Annotated in this window: 22 protein-coding genes and 1 pseudogene; 6 read left to right on the forward strand and 17 right to left on the reverse strand. The window is 56.3% G+C overall.

Features of this window, described 5'->3' with window-relative positions; genetic code table 11:
- The 9 genes and pseudogenes from ACR0NA_RS14815 to ACR0NA_RS14855 all read right to left on the reverse strand — a co-directional run.
- Positions 1–90: pseudogene (locus ACR0NA_RS14815) on the reverse strand (amino acid ABC transporter ATP-binding protein); the annotation flags it as partial.
- Between the two features lie 12 nt (positions 91–102).
- On the reverse strand, positions 103–1458 hold the full coding sequence (locus ACR0NA_RS14820) for an amino acid ABC transporter permease (RefSeq protein ID WP_480730066.1): 1356 nt from the start codon (positions 1456–1458) through the stop codon (positions 103–105).
- Between the two features lies 1 nt (position 1459).
- Positions 1460–2728 (reverse strand): amino acid ABC transporter permease, encoded by a 1269-nt coding sequence (locus tag ACR0NA_RS14825; protein WP_480730068.1) that lies wholly within the window; start codon positions 2726–2728, stop codon positions 1460–1462.
- Positions 2729–2856: 128 nt separating this feature from the next.
- Positions 2857–3873 carry an amino acid ABC transporter substrate-binding protein gene (locus ACR0NA_RS14830; protein WP_170656656.1) on the reverse strand — a complete coding sequence of 339 codons (1017 nt, stop codon included), beginning with the start codon at positions 3871–3873 and terminating at the stop codon, positions 2857–2859.
- Positions 3874–4081: 208 nt separating this feature from the next.
- The gene (locus tag ACR0NA_RS14835; RefSeq protein WP_480730073.1) at positions 4082–4789 is read right to left on the reverse strand and encodes an ATP12 family chaperone protein; all 708 of its coding nucleotides are present in this window, start codon (positions 4787–4789) and stop codon (positions 4082–4084) included.
- Positions 4790–4793: 4 nt separating this feature from the next.
- Complete coding sequence (locus ACR0NA_RS14840) at positions 4794–5465, reverse strand: HAD-IA family hydrolase (RefSeq protein WP_480730075.1); 672 nt, start codon at positions 5463–5465, stop codon at positions 4794–4796.
- Positions 5462–6505: an RluA family pseudouridine synthase gene (locus ACR0NA_RS14845; RefSeq protein ID WP_480730077.1), complete on the reverse strand. Its 1044-nt coding sequence runs from the start codon at positions 6503–6505 to the stop codon at positions 5462–5464. Before ACR0NA_RS14845 ends, ACR0NA_RS14840 begins: the two co-directional genes overlap by 4 nt.
- A 145-nt stretch (positions 6506–6650) precedes the next feature.
- Positions 6651–7457, reverse strand: coding sequence for a crotonase/enoyl-CoA hydratase family protein (locus ACR0NA_RS14850; protein ID WP_480730079.1), 807 nt, complete (start codon positions 7455–7457; stop codon positions 6651–6653).
- Positions 7458–7686: 229 nt separating this feature from the next.
- Positions 7687–8997, reverse strand: a complete 1311-nt coding sequence (locus ACR0NA_RS14855; protein ID WP_480730082.1) for a replication-associated recombination protein A — start codon at positions 8995–8997, stop codon at positions 7687–7689.
- A gap of 377 nt (positions 8998–9374) precedes the next feature.
- Here ACR0NA_RS14855 and ACR0NA_RS14860 point away from each other — a divergent pair, with 377 nt between their 5' ends.
- Positions 9375–10361, forward strand: a complete 987-nt coding sequence (locus ACR0NA_RS14860; RefSeq protein WP_480730084.1) for a DMT family transporter — start codon at positions 9375–9377, stop codon at positions 10359–10361.
- 176 nt (positions 10362–10537) lie between these two features.
- Here the strand turns inward: ACR0NA_RS14860 and ACR0NA_RS14865 are convergent, their stop codons facing one another.
- From ACR0NA_RS14865 to ACR0NA_RS14875, 3 genes are read right to left on the reverse strand one after another with little or no spacing between them, the layout of a single operon-like run.
- Complete coding sequence (locus tag ACR0NA_RS14865; RefSeq protein ID WP_480730086.1) at positions 10538–12073, reverse strand: trimethylamine methyltransferase family protein; 1536 nt, start codon at positions 12071–12073, stop codon at positions 10538–10540.
- Positions 12073–13422: an MmgE/PrpD family protein gene (locus tag ACR0NA_RS14870; RefSeq protein ID WP_480730088.1), complete on the reverse strand. Its 1350-nt coding sequence runs from the start codon at positions 13420–13422 to the stop codon at positions 12073–12075. The genes ACR0NA_RS14865 and ACR0NA_RS14870 overlap by 1 nt, the downstream gene beginning before the upstream one ends.
- On the reverse strand, positions 13419–14531 hold the full coding sequence (locus tag ACR0NA_RS14875) for a zinc-binding dehydrogenase (protein ID WP_480730090.1): 1113 nt from the start codon (positions 14529–14531) through the stop codon (positions 13419–13421). Before ACR0NA_RS14875 ends, ACR0NA_RS14870 begins: the two co-directional genes overlap by 4 nt.
- A 160-nt stretch (positions 14532–14691) precedes the next feature.
- Between ACR0NA_RS14875 and ACR0NA_RS14880 the strand changes: the two genes are divergently transcribed.
- Positions 14692–15567 carry a LysR family transcriptional regulator gene (locus tag ACR0NA_RS14880; protein WP_480730092.1) on the forward strand — a complete coding sequence of 292 codons (876 nt, stop codon included), beginning with the start codon at positions 14692–14694 and terminating at the stop codon, positions 15565–15567.
- A gap of 339 nt (positions 15568–15906) precedes the next feature.
- On the opposite strand, the gene ACR0NA_RS14885 is transcribed toward ACR0NA_RS14880, so the two are convergent.
- Positions 15907–16377, reverse strand: a complete 471-nt coding sequence (locus tag ACR0NA_RS14885; protein WP_170656681.1) for a nucleoside deaminase — start codon at positions 16375–16377, stop codon at positions 15907–15909.
- An 82-nt stretch (positions 16378–16459) separates the two neighbouring features.
- Positions 16460–17830 (reverse strand): amidohydrolase family protein, encoded by a 1371-nt coding sequence (locus tag ACR0NA_RS14890; RefSeq protein ID WP_480730095.1) that lies wholly within the window; start codon positions 17828–17830, stop codon positions 16460–16462.
- A gap of 103 nt (positions 17831–17933) precedes the next feature.
- On the opposite strand from ACR0NA_RS14890, the gene ACR0NA_RS14895 reads away from it, so the two are divergent.
- Together ACR0NA_RS14895 and ACR0NA_RS14900 are read left to right on the forward strand one after the other, a co-directional pair.
- Positions 17934–18854 (forward strand): LysR family transcriptional regulator, encoded by a 921-nt coding sequence (locus ACR0NA_RS14895; protein ID WP_480730097.1) that lies wholly within the window; start codon positions 17934–17936, stop codon positions 18852–18854.
- 342 nt (positions 18855–19196) lie between these two features.
- Complete coding sequence (locus ACR0NA_RS14900) at positions 19197–20291, forward strand: BMP family ABC transporter substrate-binding protein (RefSeq protein WP_480730099.1); 1095 nt, start codon at positions 19197–19199, stop codon at positions 20289–20291.
- Between the two features lie 181 nt (positions 20292–20472).
- Here the strand turns inward: ACR0NA_RS14900 and ACR0NA_RS14905 are convergent, their stop codons facing one another.
- From ACR0NA_RS14905 to ACR0NA_RS14915, 3 genes are all read right to left on the reverse strand, one after another.
- Entirely contained in the window at positions 20473–21579 is a 1107-nt protein-coding gene (locus tag ACR0NA_RS14905) for an alkene reductase (protein ID WP_480730102.1), read from the reverse strand.
- A gap of 121 nt (positions 21580–21700) precedes the next feature.
- Positions 21701–22297 (reverse strand): TetR/AcrR family transcriptional regulator, encoded by a 597-nt coding sequence (locus ACR0NA_RS14910; protein WP_480730104.1) that lies wholly within the window; start codon positions 22295–22297, stop codon positions 21701–21703.
- 447 nt (positions 22298–22744) lie between these two features.
- Positions 22745–23311 (reverse strand): TetR/AcrR family transcriptional regulator, encoded by a 567-nt coding sequence (locus ACR0NA_RS14915; protein ID WP_480730106.1) that lies wholly within the window; start codon positions 23309–23311, stop codon positions 22745–22747.
- Positions 23312–23444: 133 nt separating this feature from the next.
- Here ACR0NA_RS14915 and ACR0NA_RS14920 point away from each other — a divergent pair, with 133 nt between their 5' ends.
- Both ACR0NA_RS14920 and ACR0NA_RS14925 read left to right on the forward strand, forming a co-directional pair.
- On the forward strand, positions 23445–23909 hold the full coding sequence (locus tag ACR0NA_RS14920) for a (2Fe-2S)-binding protein (protein WP_480730108.1): 465 nt from the start codon (positions 23445–23447) through the stop codon (positions 23907–23909).
- A 3-nt stretch (positions 23910–23912) separates the two neighbouring features.
- The gene (locus tag ACR0NA_RS14925; protein WP_480730110.1) at positions 23913–26099 is read left to right on the forward strand and encodes a xanthine dehydrogenase family protein molybdopterin-binding subunit; all 2187 of its coding nucleotides are present in this window, start codon (positions 23913–23915) and stop codon (positions 26097–26099) included.
- Positions 26100–26331: the final 232 nt, after the last annotated feature.

Below are 26331 nucleotides of genomic sequence, written 5' to 3' on the forward strand. Positions count from 1 at the left end.
CTTGTTCATGTTGGTGATTTCGATGGCGACCTCGTCGCTCACCTGCATTTTGGAGCGGTCGATTTCGCGTTCAATTGCAAGTTCAGACATGTGTTGAACTCCTTAACGGTGGCCAGTCTGAAGCTTGCGCTCCAGATACATGGAATAACGGGACATGGAGAAGCAGACGACGAAGAAAAGCGCGCCGATAAAGGCGAACAGTTCCCAGTAGATGCCATTCCAGGCGGTATCGGCGCGGATCGCGTTGGTCAGGCCGATTACATCGAACAGGCCGATGATCGACACCAGAACCGTGTCCTTGAAGATACCGATGAAAGTGCTCACGATGCCCGGGATCGAGATTTTCAGGGCTTGTGGCATGATGATCAGCCGCTGTGCCTGCCAGTAATTCAGGCCCAGACTGTCGGCGCCTTCGTACTGACCCCTTGGCAGGGCTGCCAGACCACCCCGGATCACCTCGGCCATATAAGCAGCCGAGAACAGGGTCATCATGATCATCACCCGCAGGATGATGTCAAAATTGGTGCCCGGCGGCAGGAACAGGTTCAGCAGCAGTGAGGCCACGAACAGCAGGGTAATCAGCGGCACACCGCGAATGAACTCGATAAAGCCCACGCACATGTATTTGACGATCAGCAGGTCGGACTGACGGCCCAGCGCCAGAAGGATGCCGATAGGCAGCGATACACCGATGGCCACAACACCCAGAAGGATCGCCAACATGAAGCCGCCAAAGTCGCGACTTTCCACTGCGGCGATGCCGATGGGAAGTGCTGAGTCAATTGCCCCGGCAACCGGGCCGGCTGCAAACAACCACCACAGAATGGGCAGCACGATCGCAAGGATCAGGGCCGTCAGTGAACCCGCGGCAGGTAGCACAAGCCTGTAAGCGATATACCCGATGGCAAATCCGGCGGCGACCATCAGTGGCCCCCAGATGCTACCGCCCCACATCAGCCAGGGCAGCAGAAACGGGTAGGCCGCTGTGACGATCAGAAGCTTGCGCGGTACTTTTGTGAACAACACAGGCGCAATCGCGACGAGCAACAGGATGAAGGCCAGGTTTGGTCGGAAATAGGCCGGCCATGCCCCAGCTTCTGGCGGGTTTGACCAGGTTGCATTCGGGTACTCTGGATACGGCGGGTAGAAGCCGTAAAGTAGCTGCAACCAGCGATCCTTGATCACGCCCCAGCAGGCATGACCATGAGTATCGCCCCACGTTGCCATCATGATCTCACGACATTCTGACAGTGAATTCGCGTTCCAGACGGATTCGAACGTCCATGTCAGAACGTTGGACAGCACGTAGTAGATGAAGACCAGTGAGATTATGGTCAGGATAGCGTTGAGCCAGCTTGAGAACAGGTTGTGTCTGATCCAGCCCAGCACCCCCACCTCTGAGGCGGGTGGTGTCTGTTCCGGCAACATTTCCGTGCGGACAAATGAAACATCACTCATATTACCGCTCCACCAGTTTGACACGGTTGTTGTACCAGTTCATCACCGCCGAAATGCTCAGCGAGATGGACAGGTAGATCAGCATCAGCAGCAGAACACATTCCAGCTCGCGCCCGGTCTGGTTCATGGTGATGCCACCAAGGGTACCCGTGATGTCCATATATCCGACCGCAATCGCCAGTGACGAGTTCTTGGTCAGGTTCAGATAGTTCGAGATCATCGGCGGGATGATCACCCGCAATGCCTGCGGCAGGATCACCAGACGCATCGTGCGGCCCGGGCGTAGACCCAGCGCGGATGCGGCCTCGGTCTGACCTTTCGAAATGGCCAGAATACCGGCACGGACGATCTCGGCGATGAAGGCCGCCGTATAGAGTGACAGAGCCAGCCACAGGGCAATCAGTGAGTTCCGCAGATGGGTGCCGCCGCTGAAGTTGAACCCCTTCAGCTCAGGGAAACCCAAATGGAAGCCCAGCGCGCCCAGCAGGATGGCCGATGGAACGATCAGCAGGCCCAACTGGATGTGCCAGATGGTCGGGCGGTCGCCGGTCTTTTCCTGCGTGGCATTGGCCCAGGCCGCCACTTTGCGCATGGCAAAGATGCTGCCGCCAAACACGATCAGGAACGCGATCAGGTCCAGAGAAACATCAAAGCGCAGGCTCGATGTGCCAAACAGGTGGATGTCGCCCAAACTGCGCGAGAACAGGAACTCGGGGATATAAACGCCGCGGTTGGTAATGGCGACCGAGTCGAACAGCTTCATCGTTGCTTCGGGATCTTCACCCCGGAATGCACGCGGTGCAGGCAGACCCTCGATCAGGATGGCCATGGCCAGTACGATCCAAAGAAGCACCGGCACGTTACGGAACATCTCGACGTAAACAGTCATGATCCGAGCGACCAACCAGTTGTTGGACAGGCGCAGGACGCCGACCATAACACCAACGATCGTGGCAGTGATACAGCCCAGTACTGCAACAACCAGCGTGTTCAGCAGCCCAATCAGCGCGGCGCGCAGATGGGTATCGCGCGAGTCATATTCCAGCAGACGTTGGTTGATATCATAACTGGCCGGTTCACCGAAAAACGAGAACTCGACCGTTTTGCCCAATGCCTCAAGGTTCTGAATCGTATTGCTGATAAGCCAGGCTGCCAGAAGCATGAAACCGATCATTGCAATGACCTGAATGGTCGCAGATCGGTACCGCGTATCGTAAAGGAGCATGGACAGCCGGAACTGCTCCTTCGGCGGGTCAGTGAGAGTCGTCATGACCTATGTATATCCCCGTGAATCCCGGTTTTCTGTCGGCAGAGTTGATCTCTGCTCGGAACTGTCCGGGCGTGTTTCTTGTGGATGGAAAAAGGGCGCAGGTTGCCCTGCGCCCTTTTCCGTGGATATTAGCGGAACGGCGGTGCGTACAGCAGGCCGCCATCGGTCCACTGTGCGTTCAGGCCGCGTGCCAGACCAATCGGCGTTTCTTCACCGATGTTCTTGGCAAACACTTCACCATAGTTGCCACCCACTTTGATCGCGCGCTGTGCCCAGGTTGCGTCCAGACCCAGCATCTCGCCCAGGGTGCCTTCGGAACCCAGCAGGCGGTTCACTTCGGGGTTGTCAGTGCCGGCCGACATCTCGTCGATGTTCGCCGAGGTGATGCCCAGCTCTTCGGCCGCGATCAGCGCGTTCAGAGTCCAGCGGACGATGTCGCCCCACTCATTGTCGCCGTGACGGACCAGCGGACCCAGCGGCTCTTTCGAGATGATTTCGGGCAGGATCACGTGATCTGCCGCGTTCTCGAAGGTGGCGCGGGTTGCGGCAAGACCGGAAGCGTCGGTGGTGTAAACGTCACAGGCGCCAGCCAGATACTGCTGCTGCGCTTCGGCGTTGGTTTCGATCGGAACCGGCTCGTAGCTCATGTTGTTGACACGGAAGAAATCCGCCAGGTTCAGTTCGGTGGTGGTGCCGGTCTGGATGCAGACGGTTGCACCATCCAGTTCCTTGGCCGAGCTTACGCCCAGCGCTTTTGGAACCATGAAGCCCTGACCATCATAGTAGTTGATGCCAACGAATTCGAACTTCAGGTCGACGTCGCGGCTGAAGGTCCATGTGGTGTTACGGGCCAGCATGTCAATCTCACCCGAAGCCAGCGCGGTGAAGCGCGTCTTGCCGGTGGTGGGAATGAACTCAACAGCGGTCGGATCATCCAGTACGGCGGCTGCAACTGCACGGCAGACGGCTACGTCAAAGCCCTGCCATTCGCCATTGGCATCCGGGCTCGCAAAGCCGGGTACGCCGGTTGCAACACCGCAGTTCAGCTTGCCGCGCGCCTTGACGTCGTCCGCGGTACCCGCTGCAGCAGCACCTGCTGCCAGAGCGGCAACGGTGGCCGCGCCCAAGATTACGGATTTTTTCATTTTTACCTCTTCCTGATTTTCCGTCCCCAGACGAAACGGTTTTGTCCGGCATCAAGATACCGGAAAGGTTACCCCAAAGGTGTCTCCCCTTTAGTGGGCACAAGTTTGGTCGCATTCATTAGAAAACGTCAAGGGTCGTATCAGGGAAATAGATGGACGGCATGTGCAGGGTGACCCTGGGTCACCCGCAGCCGCCTAAAACAAAGGCTCAAACCGATAGATCGTAGAACCGTTTAGCGTGTAAGAAGGCGACCTTTTTCAACTCGGCTTCCCGCTGCGCTTCTTCGTCGATGCCCCACTGCTCTTCCTGCCAGATTTCATCCAGACGCGAAATCCGCCAGATCTCGTCCGCTTTGCGCCAATCACGCGCTGCGGCAAAGCCAAGAATCAGAGATCCCGACAGACCAACCAGATCGTGGAACGCTGCCAGACGGAATTCGTCCAGTTCCCGCACCTGTTGTTTCAGCAGTTCCAGAACCGATGCTGACTGTGGCTGGTGAACAACGCCGGTGACTGGCAACAACCGGGTTCCCAGTGCATCTGCCGCCCAATCAAGCACCGGATTCCATTGTTCCGACTGCCGCCGAACAAGTGCTTCGGGGTGCTCTGCCCGATAGCACAGCAAATCCGAATCACCATACGCGGCCAGCATGTCGGCCACTTCGGCATGTTGATGGCGCACCTTGTCGATGGCCGCATTGGCAGACCGGGTGAAGGGCATCGTGGCCGGATCGACCTCTTTTTCTTGCGCGTCCCATTCGGCTGCAACGGCCTGCGCCATGGCCTGCGTTGGCAGGATAAGGGTGGCTTTGGCCGGGGTTTTCACCCGACGGCCATCCAATTCAACCGTGTACGCCCCATCAACTGGCACCACAGCGCTAGATGTCCAGAACCGTTTCGGTTTCCAATCGCTCATACGTTCAGTCCCAGATTTTGGTCAACACGCCCGGAAGCTGGTCGAAGGTTTCCACCACGCAATGTGCATCCTTCAGGGCGTTCCTGTGATGATATCCCCATGAAACCCCAATCCCCGCGACACCGGCGGCCTTGGCCATTTCCATGTCAAAGCTGGTATCCCCGACCATCACCGTATCAGACGCCGCAACACCGGTATCGGATCGCGCGGTATCAATCATCGAAGGATGCGGTTTGGACGGGTGATGATCAGCAACCTGCCGGGTTACGAAAAACTTCTCCAGCGCGTGGGCCTCAAGCAGCGCATCAAGACCGCGCTGCGACTTGCCGGTAGCGACCCCAAGCAGTATTTCGGGAATTGCATGCAATACCTGCAATATCTCAAGTGCGCCGGGGTAGAGCGGAGAGCTTGCCGCCCCCTGTTCCAGCCGCTGGGCGTGATAGGCCGCCTTGTACCCTTCGACCAGATCATGCTGAACGCTGTCGCTTTGTTCGGGTGCCAGACGCGCCATTGCGTGCGGCAGGGACAAGCCCACAATGGACAAAATCGCCGACCGAGCGGGCACCGGAAGCGATGCAGCCTGAAAAGATGCGGTCATGGCCGAGACGATGCTGCCCTGACTATCAACCAGAGTGCCATCGACGTCGAACAGAACCAGCCGCAGGGGCGCGCTCATTGCAGGTCCTCAAAGGGATCGTCGGCGGCCAGGTTTTCGGTCCAGCCAAGGGTGTCCCAACTCTCTTTCATATGATCCGGCAACGCTGCGGTAACGGTCACGGGTTTTCGCGTCATGGGGTGCTCGAACGACAAGCGCCGGGCATGCAGATGCAGCCTTTTGCTGATGATGCCGCCCAGTTGCGCGCCCCAGCCATCGCCCAGATTCTCCTGCCCTGATCCGCCATATTTGCCGTCGCCAATTATGGGGTGCCCGATGGCGGCCATATGCGCTCGCAATTGATGCGTACGGCCGGTAATCGGCTCCATCGCAACCCACGAGGCCCGCCCCGCCACCCGATAAAGGGTCGCGTATTGGGTGTGCGCCCGCTTGGCGCCCGGTGTATTGTCCACCTCGTTCAGATGGACAGGGATCATTTTTTCGCCTTCGCCGTGCTTGCCATGGCCGGGTGCCTTGACCAGCCCGGTCTTGATCTCGCCCAGATAGGGTGTCGGAACTCCGGCAACCAGCGCCCAATAGATCTTACGGGTGTTGCGGTGTCGGAATGCAGCCGTCAGTCCTTTGGCCGCTTCACGGGTCCGCGCCAGCAGCAATACACCCGAGGTATCCTTGTCCAATCGGTGCACAAGGCGCGGATTTTCATCAAAGCCAAAGCGCAGAGCTTCAGACAATCCGTCCACATGGCGGGTTTGGCCGCTTCCCCCCTGAACCGGCAGTCCTGCGGGCTTGTTCAGGGCAAGAACATGATCATCCCGGTAGATCACGCAGGACTGGATCATCTTTGCATCCGCGTCGGACACGCGGCGTTTGATTTCGGCCGGTTTGTGATCTGCGTCGGGCAGCGGTGGTACACGCACGACCTGACCCGGTTCGAGCCGGGTCGAGGCCTTTACCCGGCCACCGTCCACACGCAACTCTCCCTTGCGGCACATCTTTTCGATGCGACCCTGACTGACATGCGGAAACAGGCGCCGCAACCAGCGGTCCAGGCGCTGATCTCCGTCGCCGTTTTCAACCGTGATCATCTGCACGCCAGTCATGGGAAAACCCCCATCAATTCACGGCGCGCCCGCGTGAGCCACATATCCACAACACTCCAAGAAAGCATGAGGCGTCTGTCGCGCGCAGCGCCAGCAGAGTCAAGGCGCGACAGTCGTTTCAAGTGACTACATCCGGATCGATGGCTCAGATATTCGAAAAGTCGCCATGCCGGCCAGCGCCATCCCGGAATCGTCCGGCCCCGGCGGTTCCTTCCCGGCGGATTGCCTCCAGACCGTTGGCCCATTCTACTTTGAGCGCCTCGCGCACGGGCATGCCACGGGTTTCGATGATCGACCGGCGATCCGCGCGCACGGCTTCCTGCGGGAACCGAGCAATTTCCCGGGCCATAGCCTCGGCTGCAGTTCGGGCCGTGCCATGTGGTACCACCTTTTCCGCAAGGCCGATGCGATAACATTCCTCTGCTTCGACCTTGCGGCCGGTCAGGGCAATCTCCAGCGCTTTGCCCTGACCGACCAGCCTTGGCAAACGGACCGAGCCACCATCCATCAAAGTTATCCCCCAGCGACGGCAGTAAACGCCAAGATATGCGGTCTCGGCCATCACGCGGATGTCGCACCACAGCGCAAGCTCCATTCCACCGGCAACGGCGGCGCCTTCTATCGCGCCGATGACCGGTTTCGACAATTCCAGCCGCGAGGGGCCTAGAGGACCAGTCAGAGAAGGGGCCGAACCAACCGGAAATGCGAGCATGTCAAAATATGCTTCACGCAGTTCAGGATCAGACAACGACGCCGCTAGCTTCAGATCCCAGCCCGCGCAGAAATTGTCGCCCTTTCCCCAGAAGACCGCGACCTTGGCCGGTCCTTGTTCAAATTCCAGAAAGGCATCAACCAACGCCCGCGCGTGATCGGTATCCACGGCGTTCCGCGCCTCTGGCCTGTTGTGCACAATGGTCCAGACGTCTTCGGTTTTTTCGATTTCAACGGTCATAAACTTCCCTCCCGGCATGTTCTTGCCCTAAGGGAATGCTGCTGTAGGTAAAGTGTCACCTGCAACGTCACGGCACATGGCATTCTGACGTAACGACCTGAGGGATTTCGCTGAAGCAGGAGTTTGGAGAAGCGCCCCAGCAGCTTTGAGGTATTGTAGTTTTCAAAGTTTACGAGTTTCTGATGTTGGGCCGGTCTGGAGAGTGGAAGTTTGTAGGGACGAAAGCACCCTATTCGAACCGTCTGGGTGACGGCCGGCCGGTGATCCTCTCCCAGTATTCATCAGCGCGCTTTTCAAATGTAGGCGCGTCCCGAGCTTCGCTTTTATAGAAGCGTCCCGGCTCGATGCCTGGTGCGTATTGTTGATCAACCCAGCCTCGCGGATCCTTGTGTGGGCTCCGGTAGCCGCCATGGCCAAGCTTTTCGCTGCCTTGGTAATGCGTATCGCGCAAATGCAACGGAACCGGCAAAGGCGGCTCGCTCGCAACTGCCGCAAGGGCTGCCGAAATTCCATGATTGGCAGATCCGGACTTGGGCGCACGTGCAACATGAAGGGCGGCATGGGCAAGGATAATTCTTGCCTCGGGATATCCGACCAATTCCACGGCCTGAGCAGCGGCAACAGCAGTCTGCAGGGCACTGTTGTCGGCAAGCCCCACATCTTCGGACGCCTGAATCATAATGCGGCGGGCGATGAAACGCGGGTCTTCACCTGCATGGATGAGCCGTGCAAGCCAGTAAAGCACGGCGTCCGCTGCTGCTCCTCCGCGCATCGATTTGATAAAGGCGGAAATAATGTCGTAATGCTGGTCACCGGAACGATCATGGTTAACTGGCGAGGCCATATAGGCTTCTTCGATCATTTCATCTGTAACGGTAACGGGTTCACCCGGCATATGACCAACAGCAAGACTTTCGAGCGTCGTCAAAGCCCGGCGTGCATCACCGCCAGAGCGCCCCGCGATGAGCCGCATTTGTTCGGTGGACAAGGCTACCTTGATACCGGTGCTCTCCAGATGATCGAGGCCTCGTGCAACGACCTTTTCCATGTCCTTGAGAGAAATGGGTTCAAGTTTCAGGATCGTTGAGCGTGAAATAAGAGCCTTGGGTAACGCAGTGTAGGGATTCTGAGTTGTCGCCCCCATAAAATCAGCGGTGCCGTCTTCGCTGATCGCAAGAAGATCGTCTGCCTGTGTGGCGGAGAACCGGTGAACCTCATCGACAAAAATAAGAAGTGGGCGCATCCGCGCTTCGTCCGCAAGTTGACGTATTTCCTTCACACCGGCGCGCGTCGCATGAAGCGGGCGGAAATCCTTATTGAGCATGTTGCCCACGGCGCGCGCGATGGACGTCTTTCCAATACCTGGCGGACCGTAAAGAACAATGCTGCCGAGTTGATCTGCGGCAATCCTGCGCTGCAGGATCGACCCTTTCGCCGTGAGTGCATCCTGTCCAATAACTTCGTCAAGTGAGCGTGGTCGCAAAGCTGCGGCAAGCGGCTGTTTGCCTTGTTCTTTGCTGAGATCGAAGAGATCCGACATCTGGTTAACCTCGCTTCCGACTTGGATTGGCTTTCAGGAGATACCTTGAACAATGAGTGATCGGAATAGACCTGGTGATAGCGGGTGATCTTTTTTGCAACCCATGAACTATTCCAGCGCGTCCGAGCCAAACGTCCGCCCACCCAGATGTTAGAGGTAAATCTAACGTGTGGTTGCAGCCGATACGCCAAGAGTTATCGGCCTTGGATCAAAATAGACCGGCAGTTTTGCTTTTGCTGCCAGATCAACAAAACAACCTTGCCTTCAAACTCAGCCCGACACCGGCTTGGGATCGATCGCCTTGTTCCAAAAAGGCATCGCAAGTGAGGTGACCTGTTCAATGGTCCGTGTTAGTGGCCATTTGGAAAGGGTACTCCATGACAGCGGAACAAAAACTGCAAAACCCGACAGCTGGTATCGCGTTCGTACTGATCGGAATATTGGCGATTTCTGTCAATGATATGCTGATCAAATTCCTGTCTGGCGGTTATCCCTTGCATCAGATGGTCTTTACGAGATCGTTGATCGGGATCGGGTTCAGCTTTGCCTTGGTGCAAATGGAAGGGGGTTGGCGTATCCTTAAAACAGATCAGCCGGGGCTTCACCTCCTGCGTGGTTTGCTTATTGTTGTTGCCAATCTGACGTTCTTTACGGCTCTTGCAGTTATGCCACTGGCGGAAGCCACCGCGGTGTTCTTCGTCGCACCCTTGATGATCACTTTGCTGAGTATACCGTTGCTTGGGGAAAAGGTTGGCCCCATGCGGATTGGCGCAGTGCTTGTGGGTTTCTTGGGCGTGGTGATAATGACCCGTCCGTGGGAAGCCGGTGGCGAGCGTGAAGTTGGTCTGCTGATGTATGCTCTGCCGGTTCTTGCTGCCTTCACCTATGCCCTTAACAACGTGCTCACCCGCTTTCTTGGCGCAAGGTCCAAGGCGTCGGCGATGGCCGTTTACATTCAGGCGTGCTTTATCGTCGTAAGTCTGCTGTTCTGGTCGATAGCAGGGGACGGGCGCTTTGCGAACGAGTTTGAAAACGAGAGCCTGATTTTCTTACTACGCGCTTGGGTTTGGCCCGAAGGGACTGACCGCTGGCTGTTTGTTGGGCTCGGGTTCAATTCTGCAATCATCGGTTATTGTCTTGGTCAGGCTTACCGTATGGCGGATGCCGCTACGGTGGCACCGTTTGAATATGTTGGCCTTCCAATGGCAATTTTCTGGGGCTGGGTAATCTGGGGAGAATTGCCCAACCTGCCTGTCGCAACTGGTATCGCACTGATTTTGGGATCGGGAATGTTTGTCTTTTTACGTGAGCGTCAGAAAAAGCGGAACGTGATCACTGAAAAGAGGGTGCACCGTCGATACTAGATGCCAAAGTTGGACAAAAATTGACTAGCCGTCGAACCATTTGCGAGACCGGATATATTTCGGCATCGCAACCGCAGTTGTTGAGGACCTCAGCGATTGGCTGGAGAGAACCCAATGCAGCCAATGCTGCGCGGCCGATTAACGTCCATAAATATCGCTGGCTTCTCTGAAACAGGTCATTTCCAGTTTGCCGCGATCTCGGGAAAGCGTTGGTAGATGGCGGCGGCAGTCTCGGCCCCGAAGACCGCAGCATCATCTCTCTCAAGGATCTCTTTGGCTCGTGTGCGTGCTGCATGGAGGGTCGATGGCGCCCCGGCATCTGCCCAGGCCTGCGGTGTGGTGCGGTCGGCGAGGTCAGGATAGTAATAGTCGCTTTGCATTCGTTGCAGCGTCTGTCCACTGCCAAGGAAGTGCCCCGGCCCTGCAAGGCAAACCTCGCGGATAACGTCGAAGGCCAAAGCGTCGTCATTGATTTGAAAACCGCGCGTGGCGCGCAGGACCGATCCGATTAGGTCATTGTCCAGTACAAAGCTTTCTTTGCTGGCGGCCAAAAGCGATCCGTACATGCCTGCAGCTTCATAGATCAGGTTCGCGCCTGCCAGAGCACTGAGTAGTTCGGTGATGCCCTTCTCGTAACCGGCCTGAAAGTCGGGCATCTTGCTGTCTGTCATACCGGCGCTGACAGCGCAGGGGATGCCGTAGTGTTGCGCCATCTGGGCACAGGCCGCCATCAGCACGCCTTGCTCGGCGCTGCCGCCCGACATCGCGCCGGTGCGCAGATCGCTGACAAAGGGCAGGGCACCGAACAGAGCCGGATGGCCGGGGTTCAGAAGGTTCACATAGACCAATCCCGCCAACACTTCGGCCGTTTGCTGTGCGACCGCACCGGCGAGCGGCGCCGGGCTGGTGGCCCCGGCTTGCCCGGCAGAGACGAGTTTCAAGGGCGTGCCGGTCTCAGCAGCGCATTCGATGATGCCAAGCGCTTCTTCTGCGAAGGTCAGGGGTGGAACGACGAAACAGGTCGAGACACAACAAAACGGGCGTGCGCGCCAGGCTTCTTCACTGCCCGCGATCATGTGGAACATCTCGACTGCATCCCGCATCGTGACTGCGGAGGTAAATGACGTGCCGATAGGCTTAGCCGTGCCCGCTGCGCAGGCATAGGCAGTGTTCAGCTCCATTGCATGAGTGTCTTTGATGTCGCGTGCCACGACCGTGCGCTGGAACATGTGGATATTCGGCAGCGCCTGGGCCAGACGCGCCATGTCGTGGAGATCGGCCAGGGTGCTGTCGCGTACTGCGCCGGTCTCGCTGTCCACGATGTGTACAGCCGCACCAGAGGTACCAAGGTGGATGCGTGTGCCGCTTGGATCAAGGTCGTACTCAGGCTTCTGGCCATGAAGCATGAATCCTCGGCCTGCTGTTTGAAGTACACGTTCCACCATATGAGGTGGAAAGAGCAGCCTGCCAGTGTCAGAGACGGACCCGCCCGCAGCCGTGACCGTCTCTATACAGCGTGGTGTTGCACCCACGAGCCCGATTTCGGCAAGGATACGCAGGACCGTCCGGTGAATGCCAAGGACGCCTTCGGGAGAGATCACCCGGTATTGACCGCCCTCAATGCCGGGCCAGATTGCCGCGCTGGGGCCAGAGCCCGCACCACCCTGACGTCCCGCTCGCCGTGCGGCGCGGCCAGATCGTATTCTGCTCATTAGTGGGATACCTGCTGTGTCAAAAGGGCGAGAATGCCTGATTGTTCAGGCCAGTTACGAAGCTTCGCGGCCCAAGCGTCGGGGACGGGCCCGACATTTGCATTGAACTTTTGCCAGAGCTGCTCATTGCTCATCGGGTGTTGAGGCGCGCCCAAGGGATACGTGCAGCTTTCCTCAAGAGTTGTCCCATCAGTTCGGGTGATAACCATGCGGTCGGGATCTTCATTTGCATAGTTCAGGTCCGGTCGCGCAGGAGGGAATGGATGTACGTGTATCTTGGTGATCAGGTTCATCACGTCTGGCGAGTTCCATTGCTCGGCCTCCAGGTCGCGCAGCGTCAGTCCTCCACGGATCAACCCAATCGCGGCCACGAAAGGCAGGCTGAAGAGGGCCTCGGGCCGGTTCGTTGGCTGACAAAAGGGCAGCACGGCGGCGTGGAAATCGGGAAGATGCAGATCGATGCGTGCAATTTCACCCAGAGATATGCGATCACGCAGGCGCAACGCGCAGGTCATGATCCGATGCGTATATCCACAGCTTGGCCATGGTTTGAAAACAAGCCCGTGCTGCGTCAAGGCATACCCCAAGACCAACTTGCCCAACGCCACGTCAAAACGTTGAGCGCCCGGCCCGCCCATCAACTCGGACATGCCTCGCGGATGGTCGAGCACATGCTCCTGGCCTGTCAGCCCAGCTTGCGCCAAGCAGGCGGATTCGACACCGGCCCGCGCAGCAAATCCCGCTTGGATCGGTTTGGCATGAGACCCGAACTGACAGGTATACCCACTTGCCGTACTGATCGCCAAGGACATCGCATTCGCTGTTTCTTCAGCGGACAACCCCATAACCCTCGAGCAGGCCGCGGCGGCTGCGGACGCACCGAGCGTGGCAGTGGAATGCCAGCCTGCATCGTAATGCTCGAAATTCATCGCCTCCCCCAATCGGGCGATCACTTCAAATCCGGCGAGATAGGCGCAGGCGACGTCGGCGCCGTGGGTTTGTGGCCCCGAAACGGCCAGCACGGCAGGCAACAGCACCACGGTTGGGTGCGTGTTGCCCGGGATTTCCCAATCGTCGAAGTCCAGGGCATGACCCGCGACAGCGTTCAGGAACGCAGCTTGCGGACGCGAGGTTTTCATCTCGGTGCCGATTACCTGTGCTGGGCCATCCGAACCCATCGCCCGCACGCCGTCTCGCGACCTGATCGCGACATCAGTGCAGGCGCCAGCGTGAATACAACCAAGTGTGTCGATCACGCCGTCGCGCAGAACCGCCAGTGCAGCGGCATCCGCATTCAGCGGGTCTTCGGCAACAAAGCGGGCCAGACGGATCAGAGCCGATTGGGTCAAAGAGCCGGCCCGTCAAACAGGACCACGCCGCGCCCAGGTTTTCCAGCGAGCATGTCATCCAGAGCTTCGTTGATCTGGTCAAGCCTGTAGCGCCGTCCTATCAGCTGGTCGATGGGCAGGTTGCCCTCCATGTAGTGCTGCGCATAGGCCACAAAGTCGCGAGATGTGCAGGCTGATCCAAAGATCGATCCAGTAACAATAATCTCGGCGCGTGTAATTCCTGTCGAGGGCAGGTCTATCGTAGCGTCATTTCCGTCCATCCCGACAAAAGTCACCTGCCCCCCGGGGCGGCAGTACTCGATCGCCACCCGCTGCAAGGTGCGTTTTCCGACGGCTTCGAACACATGGTCAGCGCCGTGCTCAGTCATCTCATGGATCCGAGCCCTGACATCCTCGTTCGCCGGAATAAAATCTGTGGCTCCCAATTCACGTGCCTTGGCCTCCGTTCCCGGTGCCGCATCAATGGCGATGATCCTGTGCGCACCCGCCAGCTTTGCCCCCATGATGATAGACAAACCCACACCACCTGCACCGATCACCACAATGGTTGACCCTGGCGCCACTTTGGCGCGGTTCAGAACTGCGCCAACACCAGTGGTCACGGCGCAACCTAAAAGTGCGGCGACATCGAACGGTAAGGCCTTGCTGATCCTAATGCAGCTTTCCTGCGGGACCACAGCGTGATCGGCCCAACACGCCAGCATGGACAAGTGCCGTACGGGGCCCTTGGCGTTGGCTAGCCGGCACGTCCCGTCCAACATGGTGCCATCCCAAAGTGGGGTTTTGTAGGTCTGGCACAAATGGGTTTGCTCATGAGCGCAAAAGAAACAGTCGCCGCAATAGGGAATCCAGCTCAAGACGACATGATCTCCGATAGACAGATCGGTGACGCCTTTGCCCAATCCGATCACCTCGCCCGCGCCCTCATGGCCCAGCACGACGGGTAGATCATGATCCGCCTGACCCGAGATCACATGATAGTCGGAGTGACATACGCCAGCTGCCCCCATGCGGATCAAAACTTCCCCAGCACGCGGCGTATCGAGGTCCAGCTCTTCCAACACAAGCGGTTCTTTCGTGCTGTACATCACAGCGGCTTGTGCCTTCATGACAGGAAGGTTCCGTTAAATCCGTCGGACCGGCCCGATTTGCGAGGCGGCATGTCGTGCACCTTTCTGAATGCATTTGCTTTCAACGGAACCCTATTTCGCCTTAACCATTGTTAGAACGCCCGAAACGCTTATACCTTTCATTCCGTGGAGGAATGGTATGGCGGCACTGAACTGGAAACGTCTGACCGCGTTCGAGGCCGTGGCCCGGCATCGTAATTTCACCCGAGCGGCGCAAGAATTAAACGTACAGCAACCGGCGGCCAGCCGCCGCGTGGCCGAGTTGGAGGCTGAGCTGGGCGTGAAGCTTTTGAACAGGACACGGCCCTTTGCGACACTCACGCGGGAAGGCGAAGTGCTTTATCGGGCAATCTCGGGTGGTATCACGCAGGTCCGCAGTGCGCTGGAAATGGTACGCCAGCACCCGAACCGAGCGCGCTTGACCGTCAACACCACCATAGGCTTTGCCAGTTGCTATCTGATGAAGCGCCTGCCCGAATTTCGGGCCATGCATCCCGATATTTCAATTGAGCTGATCTCGCGGGACCAGAACGACGCCTACGATTTGGAGAGCGATATCGTGGTCGCTTTCGACAATCCTGACCGTTTGCCGGGCATGCGAAAGGCTTTGGTTTTTGAAGAGAGTATGGTCGCAGTGGCCCGGCCGGACGTGGCCGCATCGATTGGGGACGACCTAAAAGCGCTTTCAGAGCACGCGCTGCTCTATCTGACAATGGGCCTTCACACCGACGATTGGACCACGTTCTTCGACGGGACAGAGCTTGTTCCATCCGCCCCGGCCTCCGAACGGAAATTTACCAGTTTCATGGTCTATCTTCAGGCGGCCTTGAACGGTGATGGCGTCATCCTTGGCTGGGAGACACTGCTCCAGGATCATTTCGATCTTGGGTTGCTAACACCGATCACCGACCGGCGCATCAAGACACATCGTGGCTATTTTGGTTGCCTGATGCCCCGCGCAGCGGACCGCAATTCAGCTGACAAATTCCTCGATTGGATCGCTGGTCAGGGTTAGAACAGCAGGCGTTTTTGCGACTGATTAAATTACGGAGAGCAACCCGTTCAAGCAACACGAAGGGGGCGTGTGCATCTGATATCTGCGCCTGACGTGTGCGCGCAATCTGAACGCGCACACCAGACTGAGCATTGAAGAATTCGCCCTGCGTTGCGGCTTTTCATCGGCTTCCTGGCTGCGCAGGGTGTATCAAATGCAGTAGCCAGTCGATCCACAAGGAAACCGGCAGATTGCATGGTCAGTCCAACCCTTCGTAGCCGGCATTTGCCTCTTTCAAAGTTGCTTGCAGCCCCTTTTCGACGATCAGCTTTTCAAAAGTCTCTCGTGGTTTGCATCAAACTACCAGAAACCCAAATGACCCTCGGCAACTTCTTCTTCGATCTCGGCAAATGGCCCGCGGGTTTCTACGGTCCGCTGGCCGGCTGCAAATACGGTTTCACACGGCAGGTCCAATGTGAGGTTTTCCTCGTTGTCGCCGGTTAGTACAGCCAGTCGCTTTTCAGTCATCCCGTATACAACCGTTCCAATCCCTGCCCAATAGCAAGCCCCGGCGCACATGCAGCACGGCTCTACCGATGTGTATAGTGTACACTTCTCCAAGTACTCCGGTTGGTATTTTCGGCTTGCGGCACGGGCAACATTCAACTCCGCGTGTCCAACGCCTTTTTCATACGAGTACGAGTTTCCAGCGCTAAGCAAAATATCACCTTGTGGGCCGACCAGAATGGCCCCGAAGGGATGGTTGCCGGATTCTCGACACTCCTTTGCGATTTTAATGGTTTGCCGCAGATATTTCAGATCATCGCACATCAGATTTTCCTATTTTACCATTTGAGGCCCGCCAAAAGGTTTGCCTAATGACTATGTAGCTTTTCAGAAGCGGTACTGACCTTCAAACTGGGCTCACCGCACCATCGGTGTTTTCAGAAAGAAAAGCTGCACGGCGCTTAAACAGTCCTGGAAGCACGTCGTGAACCTCACCGATCAGATCAGACATAGCAGCGGTTAAAAGTCGCCCATCACTCACGATCTGGTTTCCGTCCACCATTGTCATGACGACGTCCGAGCCCCGCGCTGAATGCACCAGATTATAGTGGAGATTGAAGAATTCACCTTCGCTGATCAATGGCGTCATGCGCGGCGTGTCAGTGCGTATCGCAATGATGTCGGCCTTCTTGCCGACCTCCAAAGAACCGATCTCATTCTCCATGCCGATGCTTCTTGCGCCGTCGATTGTGCCCATGCGCAGGACCTCCCACGCATCCAATGCGCTGGCGTCCAGGTTGTTCAACTTTCCAAGGAGAGACGTGCACTTCATGTCGTCGAACATATCGAGATTGTTGTTCTCTTTTTCCCCATCTGTGCCGATACCGACTGCTACCCCTGCCTTGAGCAGGTTTTCCACCGGCGCGATGCCACTTGCCAGCTTCATATTGCTGACCGGGTTGTGGGCGACGCCAACATCATTTTCGGCGATGATCTCGATCTCGGAATCGTCCAACCAGACACAATGTGCCAGCAGAGTATTTCGAGGTTCGAAGAAACCCAAATCCTTGAGAACATGAACAGAACGCTTGCCATAGCGGCGGTCCATTTCCCGCAATTCAATCTCGGCTTCGTTGCTGTGCGTGTGGAAGCCAGTGTCATATTTCAGCGCGAGATCAATGAAGTCCCGGTGCTTTTCGGGCGACGCATAAAACAAGTGCTCAAGCCCCACCCAAACATTGATCCGACCCTCCGACTTGCGATGCCAGTCATCCAGAAGCTGTTCGTTGGATGCCAAAGTTTCAAAATAGTTGTAGTCCGGGTGTTCACCGACATAAGGCACAAGCACAGCCCGTGTGCCGATTGTATCCGCGGCCTTCGCGCTACCATGCATGTACCGCCACATGTCAACGATTGTCGTCGACCCGGATAAAGCCGATTCCGCATAGCAAAGCCATGATGCTGCTTCTGCTTCACGCGCATTGAGCACCCGGTGCATCGGATCGATATACATGCGCAACCAATCCCAGACGGGCAATCCTTCGGCTGTTCCACGCAGAATGCCCGAATGGCAATGTGCGTTGACGAGTCCGGGCATGAGCAAGCTATCACGAAATTCCTGAATTTTTGCTTGCGGGTTTCCGCGTACCAGCTGCTCGCGCGACCCGACGGCAGCGATTTCATTTCCACGCACGAGAACAGCGGCGTCGATTAAGACAGTATTCTGCGTATCCATTGTCAGTACGTGCGGTGCGCAAAGCAGGACATCACGTGTCATTTCTTCTCTACCCTTTAAGAATTTTTGTTAAGGCTAGGAGGAAGCAGTGTTCCAATCTATGATAATAAATCGGACAATCAGGACTAAAAATTAGGACGCTATGATGCCACTGCTCACCCAGGCTGCCCACGTTCTTGAAATTGTTGCCAGCTCAGGCTCGATCCGGAAGGCGTCGGAAAGAGTCAATCTGGCTCCGTCTGCGATAAATCGGCACGTTCTGAATCTGGAGCGGGAGTTAGGGACCCCGTTGTTCCTGCGCCATGCCAAAGGAATGAATTTGACCGAAGCTGGAAAGCTGGTCGTCGAATACATCCGGGACTTTCAAATCCGGGATCAGACTCTCAGAAGCGAAATCGAAGTCCTGAAGGGGCGTGTTGGTCATGTGCGCCTGGGGATCATGGAATGCTTTGCCGAAGGCTTTCTGGCGACAGTTTATGACGAGGTGAGACAAAACCACGGGTCCGTGGCCATTGATGTCGTCGTGGCTGGGACATCTCAACTGGTTCAGCAGATGCTTGCAGGTGAGCTTGATTTGGTTGTTGCCTTTAACATGCCAGGAGATCTCGGTTTCCGTTGTCATTATGAAACTAGGCTGGATATCGGTGCTGTAATGAAACCTACACCAGAGCTTCGGTCAAAGGGTGTGGTTGGGAAAGAGGAACTGCAAGGGCAGCAATTGGTGCTTCCGGATCGTTCATTGTCATTAAACGCAACCGTGAAATCCATGATCCAGCGTATGGGCTTGAATTCGCAGGCCATAGCAAAATCCAACTCGGTAAGCGCGATAAAACAGCTTGTCATTCAGGGTGCTGGCGTCAGCTTTTTGACCTGGGCGGATGTGCGCGATGAAGTGACCAGAGGAGACTTGTTGTTCTGTCAGATCGAAGGCCAAAACATATACGAAATTCTGACGCTCAGTGGTCGTAACCCCGCGCAAATGTCCGAGACAACTCAAGCTCTGGCACAAATATTGGTGCAGACCTTGGAGAAAATTGATGCCGGGGCAAAAACCACGGCTGCGTGACAGGATTTTGCTCGGTTGCAGATTACTTGCCGCGGCAAGTGACAAGCCGTGTGCTTCAGTCAAACACAGCCTGAAGGTTGTGTTTGATATTCGATCGAAGATAGAAAATCCCGCAAGGCCGTTCTAATTTTGCGCACGCAATAAGCGAATGTATGCGCTTGAATGTATCGGTGGCTGATCAATAATTTCCCTAACCAAATCCGAACAGGAAGCCGAAACGGTGTCAGGCTTCGTGCAACGTCGCAATGCGTGTCGTCACCCGATCCTTGCAGCAAATCGCGAGAACGGTGCCACGCCAAACTCGGTTCGTTGCATCCGGTGGATGAACAGGGAGGATATTCGATGGAAAACAAGCTCAAGTTCAAAACGCTTGTTGCAAGCGGGATTTGCGCCGCCGCGTTAATGGTCTTGGGTTCAGGACCAAGTTTTGCTGAAGAAAAACTAAAAGTTGGATTTGTATATCCGACTCCGATCGGTGACAACGGCTGGTCCTATCGACATGAGGTCGGGCGACAGGACGTCATTGCTCATTTTGGCGATCAGATCGAAACAACATTCGTTGAAAGTGTAGCCGAAGGCCCTGATGCCACCCGCGTCATCACCCAGCTTGCCTTGACTGGCCATGAGCTGATTTTTACGGCTTCATTTGGTTTTATGGAGCCGACGCTGCAAGTTGCCGAAAAGTTTCCGAACGTCCACTTCGAAAACAATACCGGCTTCAAGACCGCACCCAATGTCAGTGTGTACAATGCGCGTTTCCACGAAGGCCGGGTTGTCTTTGGAACAATCGCCGGGATGATGACTGAAACAAATACCGTGGGATATATCGCTTCCTTCCCAATCCCCGAAGTCATCATGGGCATAAACGCCTTTACGCTGGCGGCACAAAAGGTAAACCCGGATGTTGAGGTGAAAGTGGTCTGGGTCAATACCTGGTATAACCCTGCACTGGAAGCAGACGCCGCACAGGTATTGCTCGATCAAGGTGCTGACTTTATTACCCAGCACACAAACAGCCCGGCGCCCTGCCAAAGAGCCGAGGAGGCAGGTGTATACTGCTTCGGTCAGGATGCGGACATGTCTCAATTCGCTAAAAAGGCGCACCTCACAGGAATCGTGAACAATTGGGGGCCATACTACATACGCCGCGTTCAGGATGTCTTGGATGGCTCTTGGGAAACCGATCACACCTGGGACGGCATCAGTGGTGGATTGGTCATGATGGCTCCGTACAACGAAGCGCTACCGAATGAGGTAAAATCAGCCGCAACTAATGTCGAGCAAGCGCTGCACGATGGAACACTGAACCCGTTTGCCGGACCTATCACGAATGCAAGTGGCGAACTTGTAATCGGCGAAGGAGAAGCGCTGACCGACAAGCAGGTTCATGAAATGAACTGGTTTGTGCAAGGTGTCGACGGCGAGTTGCCATCCTAAAGCAAGGCATGCTCTTGCAATAAAAAAACGCGGTTCTGAGCGTCTCCAGAAACAAATTTTTCTCCCCGCTTCAACAACAGAGATTGCCGGGACCGCAAGGTGAGCGCGCCCAAACCGGCGCGCTCACTATTTTGGTATTGCCTGTCAAAACAGAGTTAATCAGGCTGGTAGAGCAGTGGTTTTACTCCGCTGCAACCGTTTCCTCTTCCAGTGCTGGATAATCGGTGTACCCCTTTTCGTTGCCGCCATAGAGGGTGGTAGAATCCAACTCATTCAGTGTCGTGTCCTTCTCCAGCCGATTGACTAGATCCGGGTTGGAAATGAACGGCCGACCGAAGGCCACCAGATCGAGGGTTCCGACCGCGACCGCTTCAATCGCCATTTCCCGGTCATAAGCGTTGTTGCCCATTTTCGCGCCGTCAAACAGGTCATAGAGCGCCTTCAGATCGCCCCCTTCCGGAATTTCGCGCGGGCCACCGGTTTGTCCTTCAACGAGATGGAGATAAGCCAGACCATAACCATTCAGCAATTTGACCGCGTGGGAGAATGTCGTCTGTGGGTCGCTGTCGGAGATGTTATTGGCGCTCGAGAATGGGCTGAGGCGGACACCAACGTGGGCGGCGCCCCACACGTCGACAACCGCGTCCATGACCTCTTTCAGGAATCGCGCTCTGTTCTCAACAGGGCCGCCGTACTCGTCTTCACGCTTGTTGGACTCGTCCCGCAGGAACTGATCGATCAGATATCCATTGGCTGCATGGACCTCGATACCGTCGAACCCCGCCTTTTTGGCGTTTTCCGCGGCTTGCCGGTAGTCGGCGACAATGCCTGCAATTTCTTCGATGCCCAGCGCCCGCGGCTCCGACGTTTCGACAAACTGATCGCCATCAAAAGTCATCGCCTTGGCACCAATTGCGGATGGTGCAACCGGTGCACCGCCGTCCTGCTGCAAACTGGTATGGGAAATCCGGCCTACATGCCAAAGCTGGATCACGATCTTGCCACCCTTTGCATGGACGGCCTCGGTCACTTTTTTCCAGCCTTCTATCTGTGTTTCGGAATAAATGCCGGGCGTCCAGGCATAGCCTTTGCCTTGAGGCGAGATTTGCGAAGCTTCTGTGATGATCAGACCAGCACCCGCCCTCTGGGCGTAGTATTCGGCCTGCAATTCATGAACGCTGTCATCTTCTGCCCTTGCCCGGTTGCGGGTCAGTGGCGCCATGACAACGCGGTTTTTCAGCTCGATTGCACCGGCTTTGGCGCCTGAGAATAGTTTTTCATCAGCCATTGCTGTTTCCTTCGTTGGTCAACTTAGTTCAGAAAGTTTTGGACTAAATAGTCCAATATTAGGGTTACGTTTCTTGCTGGTGTTTGTGTTGGGTTTCAGGTCCTTATGGTAGGGGAGGGCGTTAAGGCGAAATCACCAGCCGGGCTTGTTTCAGGGTTTGCGATACCTGCTCAGCAGGAACGCCCGCCTTACGCAGGGCCAGCGTGCCGATTGCAAGGGAGGCATAGGCGCGCGCCTTGTCGAGGGCCTGATCCGGATCTGAAGGCTCAAGCGCTCCCGCAATAATTTTGTCAATGCTCTCCAAGTGGTGCCGCCCAAGAGCCGCCACCTCATCATCATGCGGGGCAAGCTCCGTAAGGCAGTTGATCAACATGCAGCCGTCACGACCGCCCTGCGGGTTGGCCAATGCTTCCATCATCGCTCCAACGGGATCATTCCCACCAGCGTCTGCAACAGCACGCAGATTTTTCAAGGCGCGCCTTGAATAGTGGCTTAGAGCTTTGTGAAACAAAGCCTGCTTGTTGCCGAACGCTCCATAGAAGCTGGACCGGCTCAAACCCATGGCCTTGGTCAGATCGTCGACAGACGCAGTCTCGTAGCCCTTGTGCCAAAAAACGCACAAGGCTTTTTCCAAAGCCTCCGCTTCGTCAAAGGCACGAGGCCGACCTGGGCCTGCAGGTGATCTGATGTCGCCAACTGAGAGGGTTTCATTGCTCATGAGCAAGATGTGGAATGGTTGGTCCAGAAATTCAAGGCACCGGTAAGGCTTTTTTGGAATGGTCGGTCCGGAATGCAATCAGCAATAGGGTTTTTTCGGTCGGTTAGCTGAAAAATCCGCTATGTCATCTGGTGGGCGATGATCTCGGCGCCGCAGAGAAAGTCTGTACTTCGCGCGAGATGATAAAGAGTGCAATCATAGCGGCCGTTTGTATCAGGGATGCCGCCCGACGACTCGATAGTCGGGATTTGTGCGGATCGGTGATGTATTCATCTTCCCGACCCTGCCGGATGTATGAGGCAGCGGCACCTCATCCTAATTTCACTTAATAAGTGACCATTGGCCAATCTTAAGCTTGTGATCTCTTTCATAGAGATTGATAGCGTAGGCTGACGCAGTTGATACTACCCGCGCCAATTTGGTTCTTCTGGCAACCCAATTGTGCCGTTAAGGCCTGTCCCGAACACAGAAAACTATCATTGTTTGTAAAGGATCAAAGAGATCCTTGAGATGTTCAGCATCGCTTGCGTCACGCTTGATCTGTGTAAACATGCTCTTGATCATGTTCTGAAGCTGCGACAGGTCGACACCCGCGTTGTTCAGATCTTTTTCGAAGGGCGCCAACACAACGCCGATTGCTCCAAGGTAGTTGCCCCTGATCTGTTTCACCCGCTCAGATGAGAGATTGTCGCCAATTTCCACTATTTCGTCGAGGTGAGGAAACCTTTGCATGGCGTCGAAAGGGGCGGCGCACATATGCCTGAAGAGTATGTCGAGCCGATCTTCAAGATCAGTTGCTGTTGCGCAGTCACTTTCGATTTCAGCCTTTGTTTTCTCAGCGTAGTGAAGAAGGGCTGCGAAGATCAAATCTTCTTTGCTTTCATATGCTTTGTACAGCGTTTGGCGCGACACATTCGATGCGGCAGCGATCTCAGTCATAGACGTTTTCGCCACACCATAATGGGCGAATAGACCAAACGCAGCCTCTACGATTTTCAGGTTCTTCTCGTTCATCGTCATGTGACCGATCTAGACCCGAGACGTCTACTTGTAAAGCACAAGTTGACAAAAGTAGTATTTGAGTCTACTTGTCCATTCCAGCCTAGAAATGCCGATGCTTTGCGAATCCAAAAGGGAGACAGCCCACATGCCAACTAGCTTGAAGATCAATGGTCAAATGCGCGACATCCAAGCGCCGGAGGGCACACCACTTCTGTGGGTGATCCGAGACGAGTTGAAGTTGACCGGGACCAAATTTGGGTGTGGTGTTGCGTCTTGTGGCGCCTGCACCGTGCATCTGGACGGTGAGCCGGTACGCTCCTGCCAGACCTATGTCGAAGACGTCGAAGGTGCCGAGATTACTACAATCGAGGCGATGAACGAAGATAAAATCGGGGCGGCCGTTCAGCAAGCGTGGGTTGAGCTGGACGTGGTCCAGTGCGGCTATTGCCAGTCAGGGCAGATCATGTCTGCTGTCGGCCTGTTGTCGGAAAACCCCAAGCCGAGCGTCGAAGAGATCGACGAATACATGTGGGGCAATGCCTGCCGTTGCGCCACCTATCAACGCATCCGCGCCGGTATCCAGCGCGCATCTGAAATTCTGGAGGCCTGATTCATGACCGTCAACACCTCCCGCCGTGGTTTCCTGAAAGGCGCAGCCGCCGCTGGTGCCGTTCTTCTGGTCGGCGCACGTCCTGATGGCGCACTCGCTGCCGCGCCTTCCGAAAGCGCTCAATTCAACCCGTTCGTGAAGATCGATGCCGGCGGCACCGTGACCGTGATCGTCAAGCACTTTGAGATGGGGCAGGGGCCCGCAACCGGCTTGCCGACTCTGGTCGCCGAAGAAATCGGCGCAAACATGGATCAGATAGAATACGAATTCGCCCCATCGAACCCACAGCTCTACAACAACCTGCTCTTCGGCCAGGTCCAGGGCTCTGGTGGGTCGACCGCCATGGCAAACTCGTGGCAACAATACCGTCAGGCTGGCGCTGCTGCGCGCGAGATGCTGATCGCCGCGGCAGCTCAGACCTGGGGTGTGGACGCGTCGGGTATCACCATTGAGGAAGGGGTCGTCAAAGCAGGCGAACAGTCGGCTCCGATCGCCGAATTCGTTGCAGCGGCTGCCCAACTTGATGCCCCTGCCGAGCCGCGTCTTAAAGATCCGTCTGAGTTCCGCCTGATCGGCAACGAATCTGTGCGCCGCAAGGATTCTCCGATCAAGGGCAATGGTCAGGCGAAATACGGTATGGACATGCATCTGCCGAACCAGATGGTCGTCATGATCAAACGCCCGGAATCGCGTGGCGGCGTCGTCGTAGGATTCGACGACAGCGCCTCGAGGGAGGTCAAGGGCTTCATCAACGCAGCCACGCTGCCCAATCAGGCCGGTGTGGCAGTTTATGCCGAAAACACATGGGCAGCGATTCAGGCGCGTGAGGCGCTGGAAGTCCAATGGGATCTGTCTGCGGCCGAGACACGTGACTCGGATCAGATCGAGGCTGAAATTCGCGCCGCTCTGGACACCGAGCCTCAGTACAATGTGAACAAAGCGGATGCAGCAGAGGTCGCGGCGAAGATTGACGGTGCGGACACGATTTTGGAGGAGAACTTCTACTTCCCGCTGTTGGCTCACGCCCCGATGGAGCCGATGAACTGCACCATCGAGCAGACGGCAGATGGCAAGATCGTAATGCACGACGCCTGCCAGATACCGACTGGCGTTCATTACGCCCTGCAACAGATATTCCAACTTCCAGCCGAGCAGATCGAGATCAACACGTTGCTGGCCGGTGGGTCGTTTGGGCGCCGTGCAACTCCGGAAGCCGACTATCAGGTCGAGGCGGCGCTGGCCTTTGTCATCACCGACCGGAGCCGCCCGGTAAAACTGGTATGGACTCGCGAAGACGACATCCGCAGTGGTTACTACCGTCCAGCCTTTGGCCACAAGGTCCGTGTAGGCCTGGATGGTCAGGGCAACATCGTTGGATGGCAGCATCAGGTGGCCGGTCAGTCGATCATGAAGGGCACCGCATTCGAAGCGTTCTCTGTACACGATGGCGTCGACCACAGCTCGGTCGAAGGTATTGCAGACAGTCCCTATTCGATCCCTGGCATGGCGCTGGGTTTGACGGATACGCCCAAGGCAACCACGGTTCTATGGTGGCGTTCGGTGGGTCACACCCACACGGCCTACGTGATGGAAACCATGATGAGCAAAGCCGCCGAAGCTGCTGGCCGCGATCCGATCGAGTTTCGTCTGGCCCATCTGGCCGATGACAGCAACGCTGATCAAAAGCGTAAAGCGGGCGTTCTGAAACTGGCGATGGAGAAGGCCAACTGGGGTAATGCGCCTGCCGGTCGCGCTCAGGGTATCGCGGTTCACAAGTCCTTTGGCTCGTACGTAGCTGAAGTGGTTGAAGTGTCTGGCGATGCAGACAGTGGCATCAAGATCGAAAAGGTCACCTGTGCCGTAGACTGCGGCATTGCGGTAAACCCGGATGTCGTAAAAGCTCAGATTCAGGGCGGCGCTGGCTATGGCATCGGTCACGTTATGCGCGACCAGATCACCCTGACCGGTGGTGCAGTGGATCAATCCAACTTCCCGGATTACGAGCCGCTTCGCATCAGCGATATCGGAGCAATCGAGGTGCATATCGTTCCCTCCGCCGAAGCCCCAACAGGCGTCGGTGAACCCGGCACCCCGCCCGCTGCTCCTGCGCTCGCCAATGCGATTGCGGCGGCTTCCGGAACGCGCGTAACGCACCTTCCCATGTCAGCCAATGGAGTATCCTTCGTCTGATTTCGCCTCCAGCTAGCGGGCTCCTGTAGCCCGCTAGCCGCTCCCCACTGAAGTTACCAACCAAACAACAGGCTTCGCGCCTGAAGGAGAAAGTTGTGCCCAACGAAACTGTAATACAAATCTGTAAAGCCGCGCCTTTGTGACCGGCGCGACCCAGGAACAAGCGCACGAAGCCGGTTCTCAATTACGAGACTTTGAAGGCAAAACTGACGGTGCGGCAGGCGCAAACGCC

The sequence above is a fragment of the Ruegeria sp. C11 genome (assembly GCF_056537725.1).